Source organism: Pseudomonas sp. AF32, assembly GCF_022342325.2.
GTDB lineage: Bacteria > Pseudomonadota > Gammaproteobacteria > Pseudomonadales > Pseudomonadaceae > Aquipseudomonas > Aquipseudomonas uvaldensis.
In genome coordinates this window covers 68,750-87,674 of sequence record NZ_RQJK02000011.1, presented here as the reverse complement: position 1 = coordinate 87,674, position 18,925 = coordinate 68,750, and the positions used below count along the sequence as shown (strand labels likewise).

Here is an 18,925-nt window from a genome sequence, read left to right as displayed (position 1 = left end):
GGGGCCTCATCCTTGTTGTTTGGGTTGGGGCGGATTATGCCTGATGAGCCGGATCTATAAACACCGCAACCCCCTTGTGGGAGCGGGCTTGCTCGCGAATGCGGCGTGTCAGCCGACGAAAATGTTGAATGAAACACCGCTTTCGCGAGCAAGCCCGCTCCCACAGGGGATTTGCATTTCAAATCTTAAACTTGTGCCGACTGCTCCAACGCCACCCCCGCCCCCATCAGGCCGGAATACGGCGCCGTCACCAGCCAGACCGGAATCCCCTTGAAGTAATCGCTCATGCAGCCCTTGTCGGCAAAGCAACGGGCGAAACCGCTTTCGAGGAAGAAATCGGCAAACCGCGGCACGACGCCGCCGACGATGTAGACACCGCCTCGCCCGCCCACCGTCAGCACGTTGTTGCCGGCCACACGGCCCAGCCAGCGACAGAACTGCTCGAGCACTTCCAGGGCGATGGGATCGCCCGCCAGGCCGGCGGCGGTGATGGATTCCGGAGTATCGAGCACCGGCTCATGGCCGTCCACCGCGCAGATCGCCCGATAGACCCTGGGTAAACCGCTGCCGCTCAAGGCTGTTTCGGCGCTGACATGGCCGATCTCGTCGTAGATGTGTTGCCAGAGCTGGGTCTCGCGCGGGCTGCTCATTGGCAGGTCGACGTGACCGCCCTCCCCCGGCAGCGCGGCGAAACGACCTTCGCCCAGATCCAGCAGCGTGCCGACGCCCAGCCCGGTGCCCGGACCGATCACCACGGCCGGTCGCATCGGCTCCGGTGTACCCTCGCACACGACCCGGTATTCATCGGGACGCAGGCGAGTCATGCCCAGGGCCATGGCCGAGAAGTCGTTGACCAGCAACAGCTTCTCCACCTGCAAGGTTTCGCAGAACGCGAGATTGCTCAGGCGCCAGTGGTTGTTGGTGAAACGAAACGTGTCACCGCCCACGGGGCCGGCGACCGACAGGCACACCGAGCCAATGGAACCCGGCCCCATGCCCATGCCGCTCAGGTACACCTTGATGGCATCTTCGGGACAGGCGTAATCCGCCGTTGCCAGCACCTGGATGTTTTTCAGGTTATGGTTCTTCCACAACGCGAAACGTGCGTTGGTCCCACCGATGTCACCGACCAAAGCCAGTTTCAATTAAGCGTCTCCAGGGCAGAAGTGAAGGCGCTGGCGCCCTGCTCTGCCGAGCTGAACGCCATGCGCATGAAACCGAACAGCTCGCGACCGGTACCGATGTTGTTGCCCAACAGGCCCTTGGCAGGTTCGCGTGCGGCGAATTCCTCGGCGTCCACCTTCAGTTCCAGGGTGCCTTTGACGCCATCGACGCGGATGATATCCCCCTCCTGCACCCGAGCCAACGCGCCACCGACATAGGCTTCAGGGCTGACGTGGATCGCCGCCGGGATTTTCCCCGATGCACCGGACATCCGCCCGTCGGTTACCAGCGCCACCTTGAACCCGCGATCCTGCAGCACACCCAGGAACGGCGTCATCTTGTGCAGTTCCGGCATGCCATTGGAACGCGGGCCCTGGAAGCGCATGACCGCGACAAAATCCTTTTCCAGCAGTCCGGCCTTGAACGCATCCGCCAGGTCCTGTTGATCCTGGAACACCATGGCCGGCGCTTCGACGATCTGGTTTTCCAGGGCCACCGCCGAGACTTTCATCACGCCGCGCCCCAGGTTGCCTTCCATTACGCGCAGGCCACCTTCGGGAGAGAACGCCCGAGCCACCGGACGCAGGATATTTTCATCGAGGCTTTCAATCGGACCATCTCGCCACACCAGCTTGCCATCCTCCAGGAACGGCTCTTGGGTATAGCGGCTCAGGCCGCGGCCGAGCACGGTGTTGACATCCTCATGGAGCAGACCGGCTTCCAGCAGTTCGCGGATCAGGAACGACATACCGCCCGCCGCCTGGAAGTGGTTGATGTCGGCCTTGCCGTTCGGGTAGACGTGGCTCAGGGTCGGCACCACCTCGGAGAGGTCGGCCATGTCCTGCCAGGTCAGCTGGATACCTGCCGCCATAGCGATGGCCGGCATGTGTAGCGTGTGGTTGGTGGAACCGCCGGTGGCGTGCAGCGCAACGATGGAGTTGACCAGCGCCCGCTCGTCGACGATTTCGCCGATGGGCATGAAGTTACCGCTTTGCTTGGTCAGGCGCGTCACCTGGAACGCCGCTTCGCGGGTCAGCGCATCGCGCAATGGGGTGTTCGGGTTGACGAACGAAGCGCCCGGCAAATGCAGGCCCATCACTTCCATCAGCAACTGGTTGGTGTTGGCGGTGCCGTAGAAGGTGCAGGTGCCGGGGCTGTGGTAGGACTTCATCTCCGATTCCAGCAGCTCTTCGCGGGTGGCCTTGCCTTCGGCGTAGCGCTGGCGCACGTCGGCTTTTTCCTTGTTGGAAATGCCCGAGACCATCGGCCCGCCGGGCACGAAGATCGTCGGCAAGTGGCCGAAGCGCAGCGCGCCCATCATCAGGCCCGGCACGATCTTGTCGCAGATGCCAAGCATCAGCGCACCGTCGAACATGTTGTGGGACAGCGCCACCGCCGTAGACAGGGCAATCACTTCGCGGCTCGGCAGACTCAATTCCATCCCCGCTTCGCCCTGGGTCACGCCATCGCACATGGCTGGCGTACCGCCCGCGAACTGGCCGACCGAGCCGATCTCGCGCAGGGCCTTCTTGATCTGTTCCGGAAAGGTTTCGTAGGGCTGGTGGGCCGACAGCATGTCGTTGTAGGAAGACACGATGGCGATGTTGGCGGCGTTCATCATCCGCAAGTGGTGCTTGTCTTCACTGCCGCAACCGGCCACACCGTGGGCGAAGTTGGCGCACTGCAACTTGCCGCGCATCGGCCCGTCGCTGGCTGCACCGCGAATCAATGCAAGGTAAGCCTCGCGCGTGGCGCGGCTGCGGGCGATAAGCCGTTCGGTGACCTCAAGTACGCGGGGATGCATGTGTAGAACTCCAGGCTAACGGGTGTGGCGACCTGATTGTCTATGCTGGTCAAAAACCCCCGACGCATTGGCCGACGGACGGTTGATGACCACTTCGGACCAGTTGATTCAGGTCACTCGTTGTAGATAAAACAAAATATTGCCATCAAAAAGGCTTGTTTTCTATTTTTATGCGAATAATCTTGTAATTCCAACAACAAATCGACGGCGGCGCAGTTAATGACTCTTCGAATCGCAATCAATGGTTTTGGCCGCATCGGCCGCAACGTCCTCCGTGCACTGTATACCCAAGGCTACCGCCGCGACTTGCAGATCGTCGCGATCAACGACCTGGGCGACAGTGCAATCAATGCTCATCTGCTCAAGTACGACACCGTCCACGGCACATTCGATGCCGATGTACAGCACGATCATGAAAGCCTGACGGTCAATGGCGACCGCATTTCGGTCAGCGCCATCCGCAACCCGGCCGAACTGCCCTGGGCCGCCGAAAAGATCGACGTGGTGTTCGAATGCACCGGCCTGTTCACCGACCGCGCCAAGGCCGCCGCGCACATCAGCGCCGGCGCCCGCAAGGTGATCATCTCGGCCCCGGCCAAGGGTGCCGACGCCACCGTGGTGTATGGGGTGAACCACGACATCCTGCGCCAGTCCCACCAGATCATTTCCAACGCGTCGTGCACCACCAACTGCCTGGCCCCGGTGGCCCAGGTGCTGCACCGCGAGTTGGGCATCGAAAGCGGCCTGATGACCACCATCCATGCCTACACCAACGACCAGAACCTGACCGACGTCTACCACAGCGACCCGTACCGCGCCCGTTCGGCTACCCAGAACATGATCCCTAGCAAGACCGGCGCCGCCGAAGCGGTGGGCCTGGTGCTGCCGGAACTGGCAGGCAAACTGACCGGCATGGCCGTACGCGTACCGGTGATCAACGTGTCCCTGGTGGACCTGACCGTGCAGCTCAAGCGCGATACGTCCGCCGACGAAGTCAACGCCCTGCTGCGCCAGGCCAGCCAGCATTCCAAGATCCTTGGCTATAACACCCTGCCGCTGGTTTCCAGCGACTTCAACCACAACCCGCTGTCGTCGATCTTCGACGCCAACCACACCAAGGTCAGCGGCAAGCTGCTCAAAGTACTGGCCTGGTACGACAACGAGTGGGGCTTCTCCAACCGCATGCTGGATAACTGCCTGGCGTTGTGTAACGCCGAGTAAACCACGAACACGACTGAGCCGTTCTGTGGGAGCGGGCTTGCTCGCGAAGAGGGTGGGCCAGGCAACAAGGATGTTGAATGTGAAATCGCTTTCGCGAGCAAGCCCGCTCCCACAGGATTCAGGAGCCCCTTGATTCGAGGCTTGACCATTTACCTGGATGAGAAGCATTATCATTCAGGTAAACCGAATCGGGCCCTACCGTGAGTCAATCGCGCTTTCATCATGTCTTCCTCGCCCAGCGCACGCCGCTACTGCGCACCCTGGAGCGAATGGTCAACAACCCCAGCACTGCCGAAGACCTGCTTCAGGAAACGTACCTGCGGGTCACCCGTGCGTTGAACGAACATACGGTCGATCATCTCGAACCCTTCGTCTTCCAGACCGCACGCAATCTGGCGCTGGACCATTTGCGCGCCCGGCGCATCCAGTCCCGGACGCTGCTGGAAGATGTGCCGGTGGAAGTCGTGAACAATGTGGTCGCTCCCCAGGGCAGCGCCGAAGATGCCGCTCACGCCGGGCAGATGCTCGAACGGCTCAACGCCAGCCTGCAAGCGCTGAGTCCGCGCCAGCAGCAAATCTTCATTCTCAGCCGCCTGCAGGGTCACGGTTACCAGGACATCGCCGAACGGTTGGGGGTGTCACTGAGCACCGTGCAAAAGGAACTGAAGCTGATCATGGCGATCTGTATCGGCGTGGCCGAGCGCCACACCGGCTGCTAGCTGCAAGCCGCAAGCCCCAAGCGGTAAACTGCGCCACTTGCCGCCCACGACGAGGCCTTATCGTGACAGACCCTCACCGCCCCCCTGAGCCGACGACATCCCTGGACACCGCCCATGCCATGGAGCAGGCGCTGGACTGGCTGATCCTGCTGGAGAACCCCAGCCAGGAGCAGACCCGGCAATTCCAGGACTGGTTGGCGGCCGATCCGCGCCATGGCGAAGCGTTTGTCAGGGCACAGACCATCTGGGACGGCCCGCAGGTACTGGAAAGTGCGCGCCAGTTGCAGGCCCGGCCCAAGGTCACCGCGCTATCACGTTTGCGTAGCCACTGGAAGCCGCTGGCGACTGCGGCCGTGCTGTTCCTGGGTCTGTTCAATTTCAGCGACCTGCCCTTGCGCTTCCAGGCCGATCACCTCACCGTGGTCGGCGAACGCCAGCGCCTGCAGTTGGAGGATGGCTCCAAAGTCCTGCTCAACACCGACTCGGCCTTCTCCAGTACGTTCAACGGACAACGGCACATGGCCCGGTTGTACAAGGGCGAAGCGTTCTTCGAGGTACCGGGCAATCACAACCGGCCCCTGGAAATCGAAGCCGGCCCGGTCATCGCCAGTGTCAGCGACACTGCATTCGCGATGCGCTATCTCGACGGCGTCACCCAAGTCCAGGTGCAACGCGGCGATGTGGAATTGCGGGCCAACCGCAACGACACCCATGTACGACTCTCGGCCGGAGAAAGCATCCGCATCGGCCCCAACGGCTTCGATCGCCCGGCAAGGCTCGATGCCGGCACCGACCTGGCGTGGGTCCAGGGACGGCTGGTATTCGAAAATCGACCGCTGGAGCAGGTTTTGGCCGAACTGCAGCGCTACTACCCCGGCTGGATCATCAATCGCAACGAGCAGTTGGCCCATATCACGGTGACCGGCAATTACCGCCTCGACCAGCCGCTGGACGTGGTTCGCTCGCTGGCCCACATCACCTCGGCGCGGGTCCAGGAGTTTCCAGCCCTGGTCATCCTGAACTGAATGAGAATTATTTTTACTCGATAAGCCTCGCTCGTTCGTCTCGTTATAGCCAATGCAATTGATTCGCATCCAGCGGATGCGATCTGCACCTATAACAGATGCGACACGGAGCGCTATCGATGTCCTCTCGCCTTACTTGCCGGTTCCTCGCCCCTACCCGCACGTTGTCATTGCTGACCGCCGCCATCCTGATGGCCGGCAGCGTCCCGGCCGCCCTGGCCGCCACCGCCGTACAATCGTCTACGCACAACATGGGCGACTACACCTTCGCCATCGCCCAGCAACCGCTGGTTTCGGCCCTGAATGCCTTTACCGCGGTCACGGGTTGGCAGGTGGGTCTGTCGGCCGAACTGGCCGAAGGCGTCGCCTCGCCCGGCGTGAACGGTTCGCTGTCGCCGGAAAAAGCCCTGGAACGCCTGTTGGTGGGGACCAACCTCGGCTATCGCAAACTGAGCAGCCACAACGTTGTCCTGGAAAAGAACGACACCGGCAGTGTGCTGAACCTGGAACAGGTGACCATCAGCGCCACCCGCCAGGAACAAGCCATCACCCGCGTCCCCAGCACCGTCACGGTCCATGATCGCCAGGCGCTGGATCGCCAGAACGTCAACACCATCAAGGACCTGGTGCGTTACGAACCCGGTGTTTCAGTGGGGGGCGCCGGCCAGCGCGGCGGTATCAGCGGCTACAACATCCGCGGCATCGACGGTAACCGGATCCTGACCCAGGTCGACGGCGTGGAAATTCCCGACAGTTTCTTCAACGGCCCCTACGCCAAGACCCAGCGCAACTATGTCGATCCGGAAATCGTCAAGCGCGTGGAAATCCTTCGCGGCCCAGCCTCGGTGCTGTACGGCAGCAATGCCATCGGCGGTGCCGTCAGTTACTTCACCCTGGATCCGGACGATATCATCAAGCCAGGCAGCGACGTCGGCGCCCGGCTGAAAACCGGCTACAGCTCCGCCGACGAGAGCTGGCTCAAGTCCGCCACCGTCGCCGGCCGCAGCGGTGCCTTCGATGGCCTGCTGCATTACAGCCAGCGCGACGGTCATGAAACCGAATCCTACGGCAGCCATAACGGCACCGGCCTGGACCGCACAGCGGCCAACCCGGAAGACGTACGCGCCAACAATGTGCTGGCCAAGCTCGGCTGGAATTACAACGATGATTCGCGCCTGGGACTGGTGTACGAAAAGTACAAGGATGACCGCGACAGCGATCTGAAAAGCGCCTATGGCGGCCCCTACAGCAACGGTCGACCGACCATTCCCGTGTCCATGCTGCCCGGCGGCATGTACCAGTGGCGCACCGGCAACGACACCATCACCCGTGAACGTTTCGGCCTGGAACACCGCTTCGCCCTCGACAGCCTGCTGGCCGATAACATCAAGTGGAGCCTGAATCACCAGATCGCCAAGACCGACCAGAGCACCACCGAATTCTACTTCCCGCTCAGCCGCCAGGTACTGCGCACCCGAGACACGCTCTACGAGGAGAAACAGTGGGTCTTCGACGCGCAGTTGGACAAAACCTTCAGCCTCGCCGACACCGACCATGCCCTGACCTACGGCACCACGATCAAGCACCAGAAAGTCACCGGCTCGCGCAGCGGCAACGGCGTGTGCCTGGCGGTCGGCGCAGGTTGCCCCTTTGTCGGGGCCATCAGCGCCCGTGACGTGCTGGCCAAAGCCAGCGACTTCCCGGACCCGACCATCGACACCTACAGCCTGTTCGCCCAGGACCAGGTCCGTTGGGACAAATGGACCTTCACCCCGGGCCTGCGCTACGACTACACCCGACTCAAGCCGCACCTCACCGAGGCCTTCCTCAACACCGTGGACCCCACCAGTGGCGGCGAAGTGAGCGACACGAACAAGACCTGGCATCGCGTCTCGCCCAAGTTCGGCCTGACCTACGCCTTCACCGATCAGTACACCTGGTACGGCCAGTACGCCGAAGGGTTCCGCACCCCGACCGCCAAGGCCCTGTACGGGCGCTTCGACAACCCCGGTGCCGGCTACAGCGTGAAACCCAATCCCGACCTGGAGCCGGAAAAAAGCAAAAGCTACGAGACCGGCCTGCGGGGCCGTTTCGACGCCGGCTCGTTCGACCTGGCCGTCTTCTACAACAAGTACCGCGACTTCATCAACGAAGATGCGGTCACCCCGGGGGCCAACCAAGTGACCTTCCAGAGCAACAACATCAAGCACGCCACCATCAAGGGCGCCGAGGTCAGAGGGCGCCTGGACCTGGATCTATTCGGTGCGCCCCAGGGCCTGTATACCCAGGGTTCGGTGGCCTACGCCTACGGGCGCAACGACGACACCGGTCAGCCGATCAACAGCGTCAACCCGCTGACCGGCGTGTTCGGCCTGGGTTATGACCAGGACGACTACGGCACCTTGCTGAGCTGGACCCTGGTCAGGAAGAAAAACCGTGTCGACGACAGCAACTTCAATTCGCCCGACGGCATCAACAGCCAGTTCAAGACACCGGGCTTCGGCATCCTCGACCTGACCGGGTTCTACAAGGTGACCCACGACGTCACGCTCAGTGGCGGGCTCTACAACCTGACCGACAAGAAATATTGGCTGTGGGACGACGTACGCGGCTACGACAGCGTCGGCGAAGCATCGGTGCTGAACCCCGCCAACCTCGATCGCCTGACCGCGCCTGGGCGCAATTTCGCGGTGAATCTGATCTGGGACATCTGACCCGGTCACTGCGCCAGACAAATCCTTTGCAGGCGTAAAAGCTTGCGCCTGCAAAGGAACCGAATGCCTGTTTTCATCAAAGGAATATTCATGAGTACCCAACGTTCCCAACGCCTGAACCAGATCACCCACGAACCGCACAGCAAGCTCGATGCCCTGGTCAAGGCCCACGCGCCGTTCGAAACGCCGGCCAGCTTCGCTCGCTTCGTCGTCGCCCAGTACCTGTTCCAGTCGGAACTGGTGGCTCTGTACAACGACCCGGAGCTGTCTGCCCTGATTCCCGACCTGCCGGCCCGCTGCCGTGCCGAAGCGGCCAAGGCCGATCTGGTGGACCTGGACACTGAAGTGCCGGCGGCAGTGCCCGGCGCCGTGAAGAACCCGACCCAGGCCGAGGCCCTGGGCTGGTTGTTCGTGTCCGAGGGTTCCAAGCTTGGCGCTGCGTTCCTGATCAAACGCGCCGTTGCCCTGGGCATGAGCGAAACCTTCGGCGCCCGCCACCTCGCCGAACCGGCGGGCGGTCGCGCCGAAGGCTGGAAAACCTTCACCCGGATTCTCGACGGGCTGGCATTGACCGAACAGCAGGAAGCCGAGGCGGACAAAGGTGCGCTGGATGCCTTCAACCGGTTTACCGTGTTGCTGGAGCACGCCTACGCAACTGAACTGGCCTGAACGATCAACGCATTCCACTGTGGGAGCGAGCCTGCTCGCGATAGCGATGTAGGGGACAACGTCGATGGGCTGGTCCACCGCATCGCGAGCAAGCTTTGCTCCAACGGGCCCGCTCCCACAGCGGAACGCGGTACCTGAAACACCACGCCCGCCCTCGCAAAGCATTTTGATCTATGCTCGAGCCCACGTTCCGGAGGGCCTTCGATGACAGACCTGCTTACATCCATGCAAGCCGCACTCGGGTTGCCGACAACGCCGATTCCCTTCACCGCCGAAGGCGCCCTGCCCTCCGCGTTCGACGTCACCGGACTCGCCTGCGCCAGCATCGCCGTTGCCGGTCAGGCCACAGCCGAACTCATCCAACAGCAAACCGGCCGCCTGCCGCCGGTTGAAGTCGACCGGCGCCTGGCCTCGTTCTGGTTCTCCACTTCCCTGCGCCCCATTGGCTGGAGCGTGCCGCCGATGTGGGACCCGGTGGCCGGCGACTATGCCACCGCCGATGGCTGGATTCGCCTGCACACCAATGCACCGCATCATCGTCTTGCCGCGGAAAAAGTCCTCGGCGCTTGCCGTGATCGCGACGACATGGCGAGCAAAGTGGCCGGCTGGAACAAGCTCGAACTGGAACAGGCCGTGGTGGACGCTGGTGGCTGCGCCGCCGAAATGCGCTCGTGGCCGGCCTGGCAGGCGCATCCCCAGGGCATGGCGGTGAACGCCGAGCCGCTGGTGCATTTGGCTGAATCCGTCGACCCACGACCTGGACTCTGGCTCGGTTCCGTGGCGCGACCACTGGCGGGCCTCAAGGTGCTGGACCTGACACGGGTGTTGGCCGGTCCCATTGCCAGTCGTTTTCTCGCAGGCCTGGGGGCCGATGTGCTGCGCATCGATCCGCCCACCTGGAACGAACCCGGCGTGGTGCCGGAAGTCACCCTCGGCAAACGCTGTGCTCGCCTCGACTTGCATCGACCTGACGACCGAACCACGTTCGAGGCGCTGCTGAGCGATGCCGACATCCTCCTCCACGGCTACCGTGCCGATGCCCTGGAACGTCTGGGCTACAGCGCCGAAGCCCGCCGGCAGATGGCGCCGGGCCTGATCGATGTCAGCCTCAATGCCTACGGCTGGAGTGGCCCGTGGCAGCACCGTCGTGGCTTCGACAGCCTGGTGCAGATGAGCAGCGGCATTGCCGAAGCCGGCATGGGCTGGAAACCATCGGACAAACCGACGCCGCTGCCAGTACAGGCCCTGGACCATGGCACCGGCTACCTTATGGCGGCCAGCGCCATTGTGCTGTTGTCCCGACGCCTGGAGAAGGGCCACGGTGGGTCGGCACGCCTGTCGCTGGCACGGACGGCGAAGCTGTTGATCGAGCACGGCCCCGGCATCAGCACGACGCTGCCTGCCGAGACGCCCGACGATCAGGGCCTGCTGGTGGAACAGACGCCCTGGGGCCCGGCCCATCGGTTGCAGGTGCCCCTGAAGATAACCGGTTCGCCATTGCAGTGGGCCTATGGGGCGAGCGAGCTCGGCGCCCATAGAGCCCACTGGTAATCTGCCCCCTCCTGATCTGGATCAGCTAACCCGACGGCGAATCAACCTAGGCTGTGACTCTCTTCTGCAGCATTGGAGTCTCGCCATGTCTGACACCCCCGGAAAACTCCGACTCGGCGCCCTGGTCGCGCTGGTCGTCGGCTCCATGATCGGCGGCGGGATCTTCTCCCTGCCGCAGAACATGGCCGCCAGCGCCGATGTCGGCGCCATTCTCATTGGCTGGGCAATCACCGCAGTGGGCATGTTGACCCTCGCGTTCGTGTTCCAGACCCTGGCCAATCGCAAGCCCGATCTGGACGGCGGTGTCTACGCCTACGCCAAGGCCGGATTCGGCGACTACATGGGTTTCTCATCGGCGTGGGGCTACTGGATCAGCGCCTGGCTGGGCAACGTCGGCTACTTCGTGTTGCTGTTCAGCACCCTGGGCTACTTCTTCCCGATCTTTGGCGAGGGCAATACCGTCGCAGCAGTGATCGGTGCGTCGGTGCTGCTGTGGGCCGTGCACTGGCTGGTCTTGCGAGGGATCAAGGAAGCGGCGTTCATCAACCTGGTGACCACCGTCGCCAAGGTTGTGCCGTTGCTGCTGTTCGTACTGATCGCGCTGTTCGCGTTCCGTCTCGATATCTTCACCGCCGATATCTGGGGCGTGAACAACCCGGACCTGGGCAGCGTGATGAACCAGGTGCGCAAGATGATGCTGGTCACCGTCTGGGTGTTCATCGGCATTGAAGGCGCGAGTATTTTTTCCGCCCGCGCCGAGAAACGCACGGACGTGGGCAAGGCCACGGTGATCGGGTTCATTACCGTGCTGTTGTTCCTGGTGCTGGTGAACGTCTTGTCGCTGGGGATCATGACTCAGCCGGAACTGGCGAAGCTGCAGAACCCGTCCATGGCGGCCGTGCTGGAGCACGTGGTGGGCCACTGGGGCGCGGTGCTGATCAGCGTCGGCCTGATCATCTCGCTGCTCGGCGCGCTGCTGTCCTGGGTGCTGCTATGCGCCGAGATCATGTTCGCCGCGGCCAAGGACCACACCATGCCCGCCTTCCTGCGGCGCGAGAACGCCAACCATGTGCCGGCCAACGCCCTGTGGCTGACCAACGCGATGGTCCAGCTGTTCCTGATCATCACCCTGTTCTCGGCCAGCACCTACTTGTCGCTGATCTATCTCGCCACTTCGATGATCCTGGTGCCCTACCTGTGGTCGGCCGCGTATGCGTTGTTGCTGGCGGTGCGTGGCGAAACCTACGAAAACACCCCGGCCGAGCGCCGCAAAGACCTGCTTATCGGTGCCATCGCCCTGCTCTATGCCGTGTGGCTGCTGTACGCCGGCGGACTCAAGTACCTGTTGCTGTCAGCCCTGCTCTATGCCCCTGGCGTAATCCTGTTCGCCAAGGCCCGGCACGAAGTGGGCAAACCGGTCTTCACCTCGATGGAAAAGCTGATTTTCGCCGCAGTAGTCGCCGGTGCCCTGATCGCTGCCTACGGGCTGTATGACGGTTTCCTGACCCTGTAACTGGCTGCCTGCATTATTTGGAGGAAAATGTAATGACCACGGAAAAAGTGAAGTACGGCGTTCATTCCGAAGCCGGCAAGCTGCGCAAAGTCATGGTGTGCTCCCCAGGCCTGGCCCATCAGCGCTTGACGCCGAACAACTGTGACGAACTGCTGTTCGACGATGTGATCTGGGTCAACCAGGCCAAGCGCGACCATTTCGACTTCGTTACCAAGATGCGTGAGCGTGACATCGACGTTCTGGAAATGCACAACCTGCTGACCGACATCGTCGCCATCCCGGACGCACTGGACTGGATCCTGCAACGCAAGATCACGCCAAACTCGGTAGGCCTGGGCCTGGTCCACGAAGTCGATGCGTGGCTCCGTAGCCTGGAGCCGCGCCACATCGCCGAATACCTGATCGGCGGTGTTTCGGCCGATGACCTGCCGGACAGTTTCGGCGGCAAGACCCTGCAGATGTTCCGCGACTTCCTTGGCCACTCCAGCTTCATCCTGCCGCCGCTGCCCAACACCCAGTTCACCCGCGACACCACGTGCTGGATCTATGGCGGTGTGACGCTCAACCCGATGTACTGGCCGGCGCGTCGCCAGGAAACCCTGCTGGCAACTGCCATCTACAAGTTCCACCCCGAGTTCACCGACGCCGACTTCCAGATCTGGTACGGCAACCCGGACCTGGACCACGGCAGCGCCACCCTGGAGGGCGGCGACGTGATGCCCATCGGCAACGGCGTGGTGCTGATCGGCATGGGTGAGCGCTCATCGCGCCAGGCCATCGGCCAACTGGCGCTGAACCTGTTCCAGCACAAGGCCGTGGAGCGGGTGATTGTCGCCGGTTTGCCGAAGTCTCGCGCGGCCATGCACCTGGACACCGTGTTCAGCTTTTGCGACCGCGACCTGGTGACGATTTTCCCGGAAGTGGTCAGCCAGATCGTCGCCTTCTCCCTGCGCCCCGATGAGAGCAAGCCCGGCGGCATCGACGTGCGCCGTGAGGAAGGCAGCTTCCTCGACACTGTGGCGGCAGCCCTCAAGTTGCCCGCATTGCGCGTGGTGGAAACCGGCGGCAACAGCTTCGCCGCCGAACGCGAACAATGGGACGACGGCAACAATGTGGTGGCCCTGGAACCGGGAGTGGTGATCGGCTACGACCGCAACACCTACACCAACACCTTGCTGCGCAAGGCCGGGGTGGAAGTCATCACCATCAGCGCCAGCGAGCTGGGACGGGGCCGCGGCGGCGGCCATTGCATGACCTGCCCGATCATTCGCGACCCGATCGACTACTGACTTTTGAGCCTGGGCCGGTGTTGACCGAACACCGCCCAGGGGATTACCGAAACCCAAGGAGATCCATCATGGCGTTCAACATCCACAACCGTAACCTGCTCAGCCTCGAACACCACACCCCACGCGAACTGCGCTACTTGCTGGACCTGTCCCGCGACCTCAAGCGGGCCAAGTACACCGGCACCGAACAGCAGCACCTCAAGGGCAACAACATTGCGCTGATCTTCGAGAAAACCTCGACCCGTACCCGCTGCGCTTTCGAAGTGGCCGCCTATGACCAGGGCGCGAACGTCACTTACATCGACCCCAACTCCTCGCAGATCGGCCACAAGGAGAGCATGAAGGACACCGCCCGCGTGCTGGGGCGCATGTACGACGCCATCGAATACCGGGGCTTCAAGCAAGAAATCGTCGAAGAACTGGCGAAGTTCGCCGGCGTGCCGGTGTTCAACGGCCTGACCGATGAATATCACCCGACGCAAATGATCGCCGACGTGCTGACCATGCGCGAGCATGCCGATAAGCCAATCCACGAAATCAGCTATGCGTACCTGGGCGATGCACGGAACAACATGGGCAACTCGCTGCTGCTGATCGGCGCCAAACTGGGCATGGACGTGCGTATCTGCGCGCCGAAAGCCCTGTGGCCCCATGACGACCTGGTGCAACGCTGCCATCAGTACGCCGAGGAAAGCGGCGCGCGCATCACCCTGACCGAAGACCCGAAAGCGGCGGTCAAGGGCGTGGACTTCATCCACACTGACGTCTGGGTGTCCATGGGTGAGCCGGTCGAAGCCTGGGCCGAACGGATCGAGCAATTGCTGCCCTACCAGGTCAACGCCCAACTGATGAAAGCCACCGGCAACCCACGCACGAAGTTCATGCACTGCCTGCCAGCGTTCCATAACAGTGATACCAAAATCGGCAAGCAGATCGCCGAGCAGTACCCACACCTGGCCAACGGCATAGAGGTCACCGACGACGTGTTCGAATCACCGGCCTGCATCGCCTTCGAGCAAGCGGAAAACCGCATGCACACCATCAAGGCGATCCTGGTGTCGACGTTGGCGGATCTCTGAACCCACCACCGTCCATTGTGGGAGCGAACCTGCTCGCGATGCGGCATGTCAGGCGACGTTCCCGGTGACTGACACACCGCCATCGCGAGCAGGCTCGCTCCCACAGGAAATCGAGTCGTTTCTGACCTCTTTGTAGAAGGACCACACCATGCGCATCGTCGTTGCCCTGGGCGGAAACGCCCTCCTGCGTCGGGGTGAGCCCATGACCGCAGACAATCAACGCAGCAATATCCGCACCGCCACCGAACAGATCGCCAAGATCCACCCCGGCAACCAGCTGGTCATCGCCCATGGCAACGGCCCGCAGGTCGGCCTTTTGTCGTTGCAGGCGGCGGCCTACACCTCGGTGACGCCTTATCCGCTGGACGTGCTGGGGGCCGAAACCGAAGGCATGATCGGCTACATCATCGAGCAGGAACTGGGCAACCTGCTGGACTTCGAAGTTCCGTTCGCGACCCTGCTGACCCAGGTGGAAGTGGACGCCAGTGACCCGGCCTTCCAGAACCCGACCAAACCCATCGGCCCGGTCTACAGCCAGGAACAGGCACAGAAACTGGCCGCCGAAAAAGGCTGGGCCATCGCTCCGGACGGTGACAAGTTCCGGCGGGTGGTTGCCAGCCCGCGCCCCAAGCGCATCTTTGAAATCCGTCCGATCAAGTGGCTGCTGGAAAAGGGCAGCATCGTGATCTGTGCCGGCGGCGGTGGCATCCCGACAATGTACGACGCCAACGGCAAGCTGCAAGGAGTCGAAGCGGTGATCGACAAAGACCTCTGTTCGGCACTGCTGGCCGAACAGCTGGAAAGCGATCTGCTGGTGATTGCCACGGACGTCAACGCCGCGTTCGTCGACTTCGGCAAGCCAACCCAGAAAGCCATCGTCCGGGCCCATCCCGACGAAATGGACAAGCTCGGTTTCGCCGCCGGCTCCATGGGACCGAAGGTGCAGGCTGCCTGCGAGTTTGCACGCAACACTGGCAAGGTCGCGGTGATCGGTTCACTCTCGGACATCGACGCCATCGTCCAGGGCTCCGCCGGCACCCGTATCAGCACGGCGACACCCGGCATCGCTTATCGATAACAGGAAACTTGCGGGGCAGATCCAGGGTCTGCCCTTCTCCAGGCTTTCAAAGGAGAGACGTTTATGGCCATGTTCCAACCCGGTCACCTGCACATGGAACGCCATGCGCTGAACAAGGACGATTTCAGCTACAACCTGTGCATCGATTATGAAGTGGCGCAGGATCCCAAGGAGGGCGAAGGCATGTCGTTCCGCTTGCACGGCACGGTCGAGGACAAGACCGTGGACGAGACGTTCTTCCTCGCCAAGGACCTGGCCTTCGACTTCGCCCGCCACGCCACGCGCATCGCCCAGACATATGGCCTGCCCAAGCACGCCAGCATCGGCTCGATGCACAAGTATTACGATGAAATGTTCGAAGACGTGCGCAAACAACTGGATGTGAAACCGGGGGATCCGGTGCGGCCTGAACATTTGGCGTAGCCCACTTGAAGGTCACGCCGAGCCCTGTGGGAGCGAGCCTGCTCGCGATAGCGGTGTGTCAGTCACCGGGGATGTTGCCTGGCACACCGCTATCGCGAGCAGGCTCGCTCCCACAAGGGGGGATATCAGTGTTCTGAATATCGGATTACATCCCGTGCTGTTCGAGTGGCAACTCCCCCGCGCTGACCTATGCTCAACGTAGTACCCCCGGGTATTCGTTCAGAGGTCACCGCCATGAACATCAGAACAAAAAGGCGCTTCGCCATTTTCATCACCTGCGCTGCCACGCTTGCGCTCTATGGCACCGCGGCCTACCGGGTCGAACAGGCCAGGCAACAGCCCCGCGAATACGCCAGCTGCAACCTGGAACGCTGTATCCCCCACAACGCGACCCTGAACGCCCTGCGCTGAAGCGGGTTCAGTCGTCCTGCTGATCGGTCTTGAGCCGGTCGCGGAAGGCCTTGGGTGAAATACCGACCCGCCGGCGGAACAGGCGGGTGAAGTTGGTCGGGTCGGAGAACCCGAGCATCTCTGAAATCTCGTAGATGGTCAGCCCGGTATAGGTCAACAGCCGCTTGGCTTCCAGCAATTGGCGCTCATGCATGATCTGCAACGCCGGTTGCCCCGCCAGCTCGCGGCAGGTGCCATTGAGGTGCGACACCGAAATGCCCAGGCGATGAGCCAGGTCCTCGACCTTGACGTGCTGGCGATAGGTTTCCTCCACCAACTGGATGAAGCCGTTGAGGTATTCCCGGGCGCGCTGTGGACGCTGGGCCTTGGTGCGCCGCTGCATCACCTGGCGGCTGACCCAGACCATGATCACGCTGACCAGCGCGTGCATGAGCATTTCCCGGGCCGGTTGATGCCCCAAGTACTCGTCCTGCAAGGCACTGAACAGGCTGTTGAGGTATTCGGCGTTTTCCCCGGCCGGGTAGCTGTCGGCCTGGGCCAGGATATTGACCGAATGCCCCAGCTGCGCCTGCAAGTGCGTCACCAGCGGCGCCGCCAGGGTCACCACGTAACCCTCCACATCCTCGGAAAAACGAAAACCGTGCACCGACAGTGGCGGCAGGATCTGCACGGTGGGCGGGCTGAGCAGCGTGCGTTGACCCTCGATTTCCAGCTCCGCTTGTCCCTGGTACACAAACAGCAATTGGCAGAGATCGGCATGCCTGTGCGGTTTGATTTCCCACTGGTGCTCGCGGCTGCGCTTGGAAATGGTTTCGCAATGCAGAAGATCCGGCGTCGGCCAATCCTGGCTTTCACCGTAGAGTTTGAACACCGGGATCGAAGGCAGGTCGGTTTTCTTCATAACGAGGATCGGCCTCGGGTTGCGGGCGATAATCGCACCGATTGGCAGAAAGTACAGGAATCGGCTCAGTTTTCCCCTTCAATCGACAGGTCTGCAAGCAAAAAATGCACGGACCAATCATCACCGACCTGGTCGCGTGCTTCGTGAGAGTCATAACAACAATGAGAACCCTCAAGACCCAAGTCGCCATTATCGGCGCCGGCCCCTCTGGGCTGCTGCTTGGCCAGCTATTGCACAATGCCGGAATCGACACGTTGATCCTCGAACGCCAGGCCCCGGATTACGTCCTGAGCCGCATCCGTGCCGGGGTGCTGGAGCAAGGCATGGCCGAACTCCTGCGCAAGGCCGGCGTCGGCCACCGCATGGACGTCGAGGGCCTGCCCCATGACGGTTTTGAACTGGCACTCAACGGTCGTCGGGTGCACATCGACCTCAAGGGCCTGACCGGCGGCAAACACGTGATGGTCTACGGCCAGACCGAGGTGACCCGCGACCTGATGGCCGCGCGCGAAGCGGCTGGCGGCCGCACGCTGTATCAGGTCGACAAGGCCCAGCCCCACGACATCCAGACCGACCACCCCTTCGTTACCTTCGAGCATCAAGAGCAAACCTGGCGCCTGGAGTGTGACTACATCGCCGGTTGCGACGGTTTTCACGGCGTTACCCGGCAGTCGATCCCGGCAGAAGACCTCAAGGTCTTCGAGCGGGTCTACCCGTTCGGCTGGCTCGGTATCCTGGCCGACACGCCACCGGTCCATGAGGAGCTGGTCTACGCCCGCCACGAACGCGGTTTTGCCCTGTGCAGCATGCGCTCCAGGACCCGCACCCGCTACTACTTGCAAGTGCCCGCCGAGGAACAGACAGCGGACTGGCCGGACGACCGTTTCTGGGCCGAACTCAAGCGCCGCCTGCCCAGCGACCTGGCCGAAGCGCTGGTGACCGGCCCCTCCATCGAAAAAAGCATCGCGCCACTGCGCAGCTTCGTGGTCGAACCCATGCAACACGGGCGCCTGTTCCTGGTGGGCGACGCCGCTCACATCGTCCCGCCCACGGGCGCCAAGGGGCTGAACCTGGCGGCCAGCGATGTCAGCACGCTGTTCGACATCCTGCTCAAGGTCTATCGCGAGGGGCGCGTGGACCTGCTGCGGCAGTATTCGCCTATCTGCCTGCGCCGGGTCTGGAAAGCCGAGCGTTTTTCCTGGTGGATGACCTCGATGCTCCATCGTTTCGACGACGACGCCTTCGGCCAGCGTATCAGCGAAGCGGAGCTGGAATACTTCGTCGACTCCGAAGCCGGGCGAAAAACCATCGCGGAAAACTACGTCGGGCTTCCTTACGAGGCTATCGAATAGCCGCCTATCGAT

Annotated in this window: 16 protein-coding genes and 1 pseudogene; 13 read left to right on the top strand and 4 right to left on the bottom strand. The window is 62.3% G+C overall.

Annotation, left to right across the window (positions count from 1 at the left end; all coding sequences use genetic code 11):
* Positions 1-74: 74 nt before the first annotated feature.
* The 3 genes and pseudogenes from EGM97_RS12350 to edd form a co-directional block, all read right to left on the bottom strand.
* Positions 75-182: pseudogene (locus EGM97_RS12350) on the bottom strand (metal ABC transporter ATP-binding protein); the annotation flags it as partial.
* 3 nt (positions 183-185) lie between these two features.
* Positions 186-1,145, bottom strand: coding sequence for a glucokinase (locus EGM97_RS12345; protein ID WP_238960926.1), 960 nt, complete (start codon positions 1,143-1,145; stop codon positions 186-188).
* On the bottom strand, positions 1,142-2,968 hold the full coding sequence (edd, locus tag EGM97_RS12340; protein WP_053153133.1) for a phosphogluconate dehydratase: 1,827 nt from the start codon (positions 2,966-2,968) through the stop codon (positions 1,142-1,144). The genes EGM97_RS12345 and edd overlap by 4 nt, the downstream gene beginning before the upstream one ends.
* A 219-nt stretch (positions 2,969-3,187) precedes the next feature.
* Between edd and gap the strand changes: the two genes are divergently transcribed.
* From gap to EGM97_RS12280, 12 genes are all read left to right on the top strand, one after another.
* The gene (gene gap, locus EGM97_RS12335; protein WP_053153130.1) at positions 3,188-4,189 is read left to right on the top strand and encodes a type I glyceraldehyde-3-phosphate dehydrogenase; all 1,002 of its coding nucleotides are present in this window, start codon (positions 3,188-3,190) and stop codon (positions 4,187-4,189) included.
* A gap of 200 nt (positions 4,190-4,389) precedes the next feature.
* Positions 4,390-4,908, top strand: a complete 519-nt coding sequence (locus tag EGM97_RS12330) for an RNA polymerase sigma factor (RefSeq protein ID WP_238960927.1) — start codon at positions 4,390-4,392, stop codon at positions 4,906-4,908.
* A gap of 62 nt (positions 4,909-4,970) precedes the next feature.
* The gene (locus tag EGM97_RS12325) at positions 4,971-5,933 is read left to right on the top strand and encodes a FecR family protein (protein ID WP_238960928.1); all 963 of its coding nucleotides are present in this window, start codon (positions 4,971-4,973) and stop codon (positions 5,931-5,933) included.
* A gap of 119 nt (positions 5,934-6,052) precedes the next feature.
* Complete coding sequence (locus EGM97_RS12320; RefSeq protein ID WP_238960929.1) at positions 6,053-8,647, top strand: TonB-dependent receptor; 2,595 nt, start codon at positions 6,053-6,055, stop codon at positions 8,645-8,647.
* Positions 8,648-8,737: 90 nt separating this feature from the next.
* The gene (locus tag EGM97_RS12315; protein WP_238960930.1) at positions 8,738-9,316 is read left to right on the top strand and encodes a biliverdin-producing heme oxygenase; all 579 of its coding nucleotides are present in this window, start codon (positions 8,738-8,740) and stop codon (positions 9,314-9,316) included.
* A gap of 204 nt (positions 9,317-9,520) precedes the next feature.
* Positions 9,521-10,867: a CoA transferase gene (locus tag EGM97_RS12310; protein ID WP_238960931.1), complete on the top strand. Its 1,347-nt coding sequence runs from the start codon at positions 9,521-9,523 to the stop codon at positions 10,865-10,867.
* An 85-nt stretch (positions 10,868-10,952) separates the two neighbouring features.
* Complete coding sequence (arcD, locus tag EGM97_RS12305) at positions 10,953-12,380, top strand: arginine-ornithine antiporter (RefSeq protein ID WP_238960932.1); 1,428 nt, start codon at positions 10,953-10,955, stop codon at positions 12,378-12,380.
* A gap of 32 nt (positions 12,381-12,412) precedes the next feature.
* A complete protein-coding gene (gene arcA / locus EGM97_RS12300) occupies positions 12,413-13,669 on the top strand; it encodes an arginine deiminase (protein WP_238960933.1) in 1,257 nt (418 codons plus the stop codon).
* A 68-nt stretch (positions 13,670-13,737) separates the two neighbouring features.
* Positions 13,738-14,748 (top strand): ornithine carbamoyltransferase, encoded by a 1,011-nt coding sequence (locus EGM97_RS12295; RefSeq protein WP_238960934.1) that lies wholly within the window; start codon positions 13,738-13,740, stop codon positions 14,746-14,748.
* 148 nt (positions 14,749-14,896) lie between these two features.
* On the top strand, positions 14,897-15,826 hold the full coding sequence (gene arcC, locus EGM97_RS12290; RefSeq protein WP_238960935.1) for a carbamate kinase: 930 nt from the start codon (positions 14,897-14,899) through the stop codon (positions 15,824-15,826).
* Positions 15,827-15,889: 63 nt separating this feature from the next.
* Positions 15,890-16,249 (top strand): DUF5064 family protein, encoded by a 360-nt coding sequence (locus EGM97_RS12285; RefSeq protein WP_238960936.1) that lies wholly within the window; start codon positions 15,890-15,892, stop codon positions 16,247-16,249.
* A gap of 234 nt (positions 16,250-16,483) precedes the next feature.
* Positions 16,484-16,660 carry a hypothetical protein gene (locus tag EGM97_RS12280; protein WP_172679631.1) on the top strand — a complete coding sequence of 59 codons (177 nt, stop codon included), beginning with the start codon at positions 16,484-16,486 and terminating at the stop codon, positions 16,658-16,660.
* Between the two features lie 7 nt (positions 16,661-16,667).
* Here the strand turns inward: EGM97_RS12280 and EGM97_RS12275 are convergent, their stop codons facing one another.
* Positions 16,668-17,561, bottom strand: coding sequence for a helix-turn-helix domain-containing protein (locus tag EGM97_RS12275; RefSeq protein ID WP_238960937.1), 894 nt, complete (start codon positions 17,559-17,561; stop codon positions 16,668-16,670).
* 161 nt (positions 17,562-17,722) lie between these two features.
* Between EGM97_RS12275 and pobA the strand changes: the two genes are divergently transcribed.
* Positions 17,723-18,913, top strand: coding sequence for a 4-hydroxybenzoate 3-monooxygenase (gene pobA, locus EGM97_RS12270; protein ID WP_238960938.1), 1,191 nt, complete (start codon positions 17,723-17,725; stop codon positions 18,911-18,913).
* Positions 18,914-18,925 lie beyond the last annotated feature (12 nt).

Coding starts and splice junctions, on each gene's coding strand:
- edd (WP_053153133.1), bottom strand. CDS start 2,968: ATGCATCCCCGCGTACTTGAGGTCACCGAACGGCTTATCGCCCGCAGC.
- gap (WP_053153130.1), top strand. CDS start 3,188: ATGACTCTTCGAATCGCAATCAATGGTTTTGGCCGCATCGGCCGCAAC.
- EGM97_RS12320 (WP_238960929.1), top strand. CDS start 6,053: ATGTCCTCTCGCCTTACTTGCCGGTTCCTCGCCCCTACCCGCACGTTG.
- EGM97_RS12315 (WP_238960930.1), top strand. CDS start 8,738: ATGAGTACCCAACGTTCCCAACGCCTGAACCAGATCACCCACGAACCG.
- EGM97_RS12310 (WP_238960931.1), top strand. CDS start 9,521: ATGACAGACCTGCTTACATCCATGCAAGCCGCACTCGGGTTGCCGACA.
- arcD (WP_238960932.1), top strand. CDS start 10,953: ATGTCTGACACCCCCGGAAAACTCCGACTCGGCGCCCTGGTCGCGCTG.
- arcA (WP_238960933.1), top strand. CDS start 12,413: ATGACCACGGAAAAAGTGAAGTACGGCGTTCATTCCGAAGCCGGCAAG.
- EGM97_RS12295 (WP_238960934.1), top strand. CDS start 13,738: ATGGCGTTCAACATCCACAACCGTAACCTGCTCAGCCTCGAACACCAC.
- arcC (WP_238960935.1), top strand. CDS start 14,897: ATGCGCATCGTCGTTGCCCTGGGCGGAAACGCCCTCCTGCGTCGGGGT.
- EGM97_RS12285 (WP_238960936.1), top strand. CDS start 15,890: ATGGCCATGTTCCAACCCGGTCACCTGCACATGGAACGCCATGCGCTG.
- EGM97_RS12280 (WP_172679631.1), top strand. CDS start 16,484: ATGAACATCAGAACAAAAAGGCGCTTCGCCATTTTCATCACCTGCGCT.
- EGM97_RS12275 (WP_238960937.1), bottom strand. CDS start 17,561: ATGAAGAAAACCGACCTGCCTTCGATCCCGGTGTTCAAACTCTACGGT.
- pobA (WP_238960938.1), top strand. CDS start 17,723: ATGAGAACCCTCAAGACCCAAGTCGCCATTATCGGCGCCGGCCCCTCT.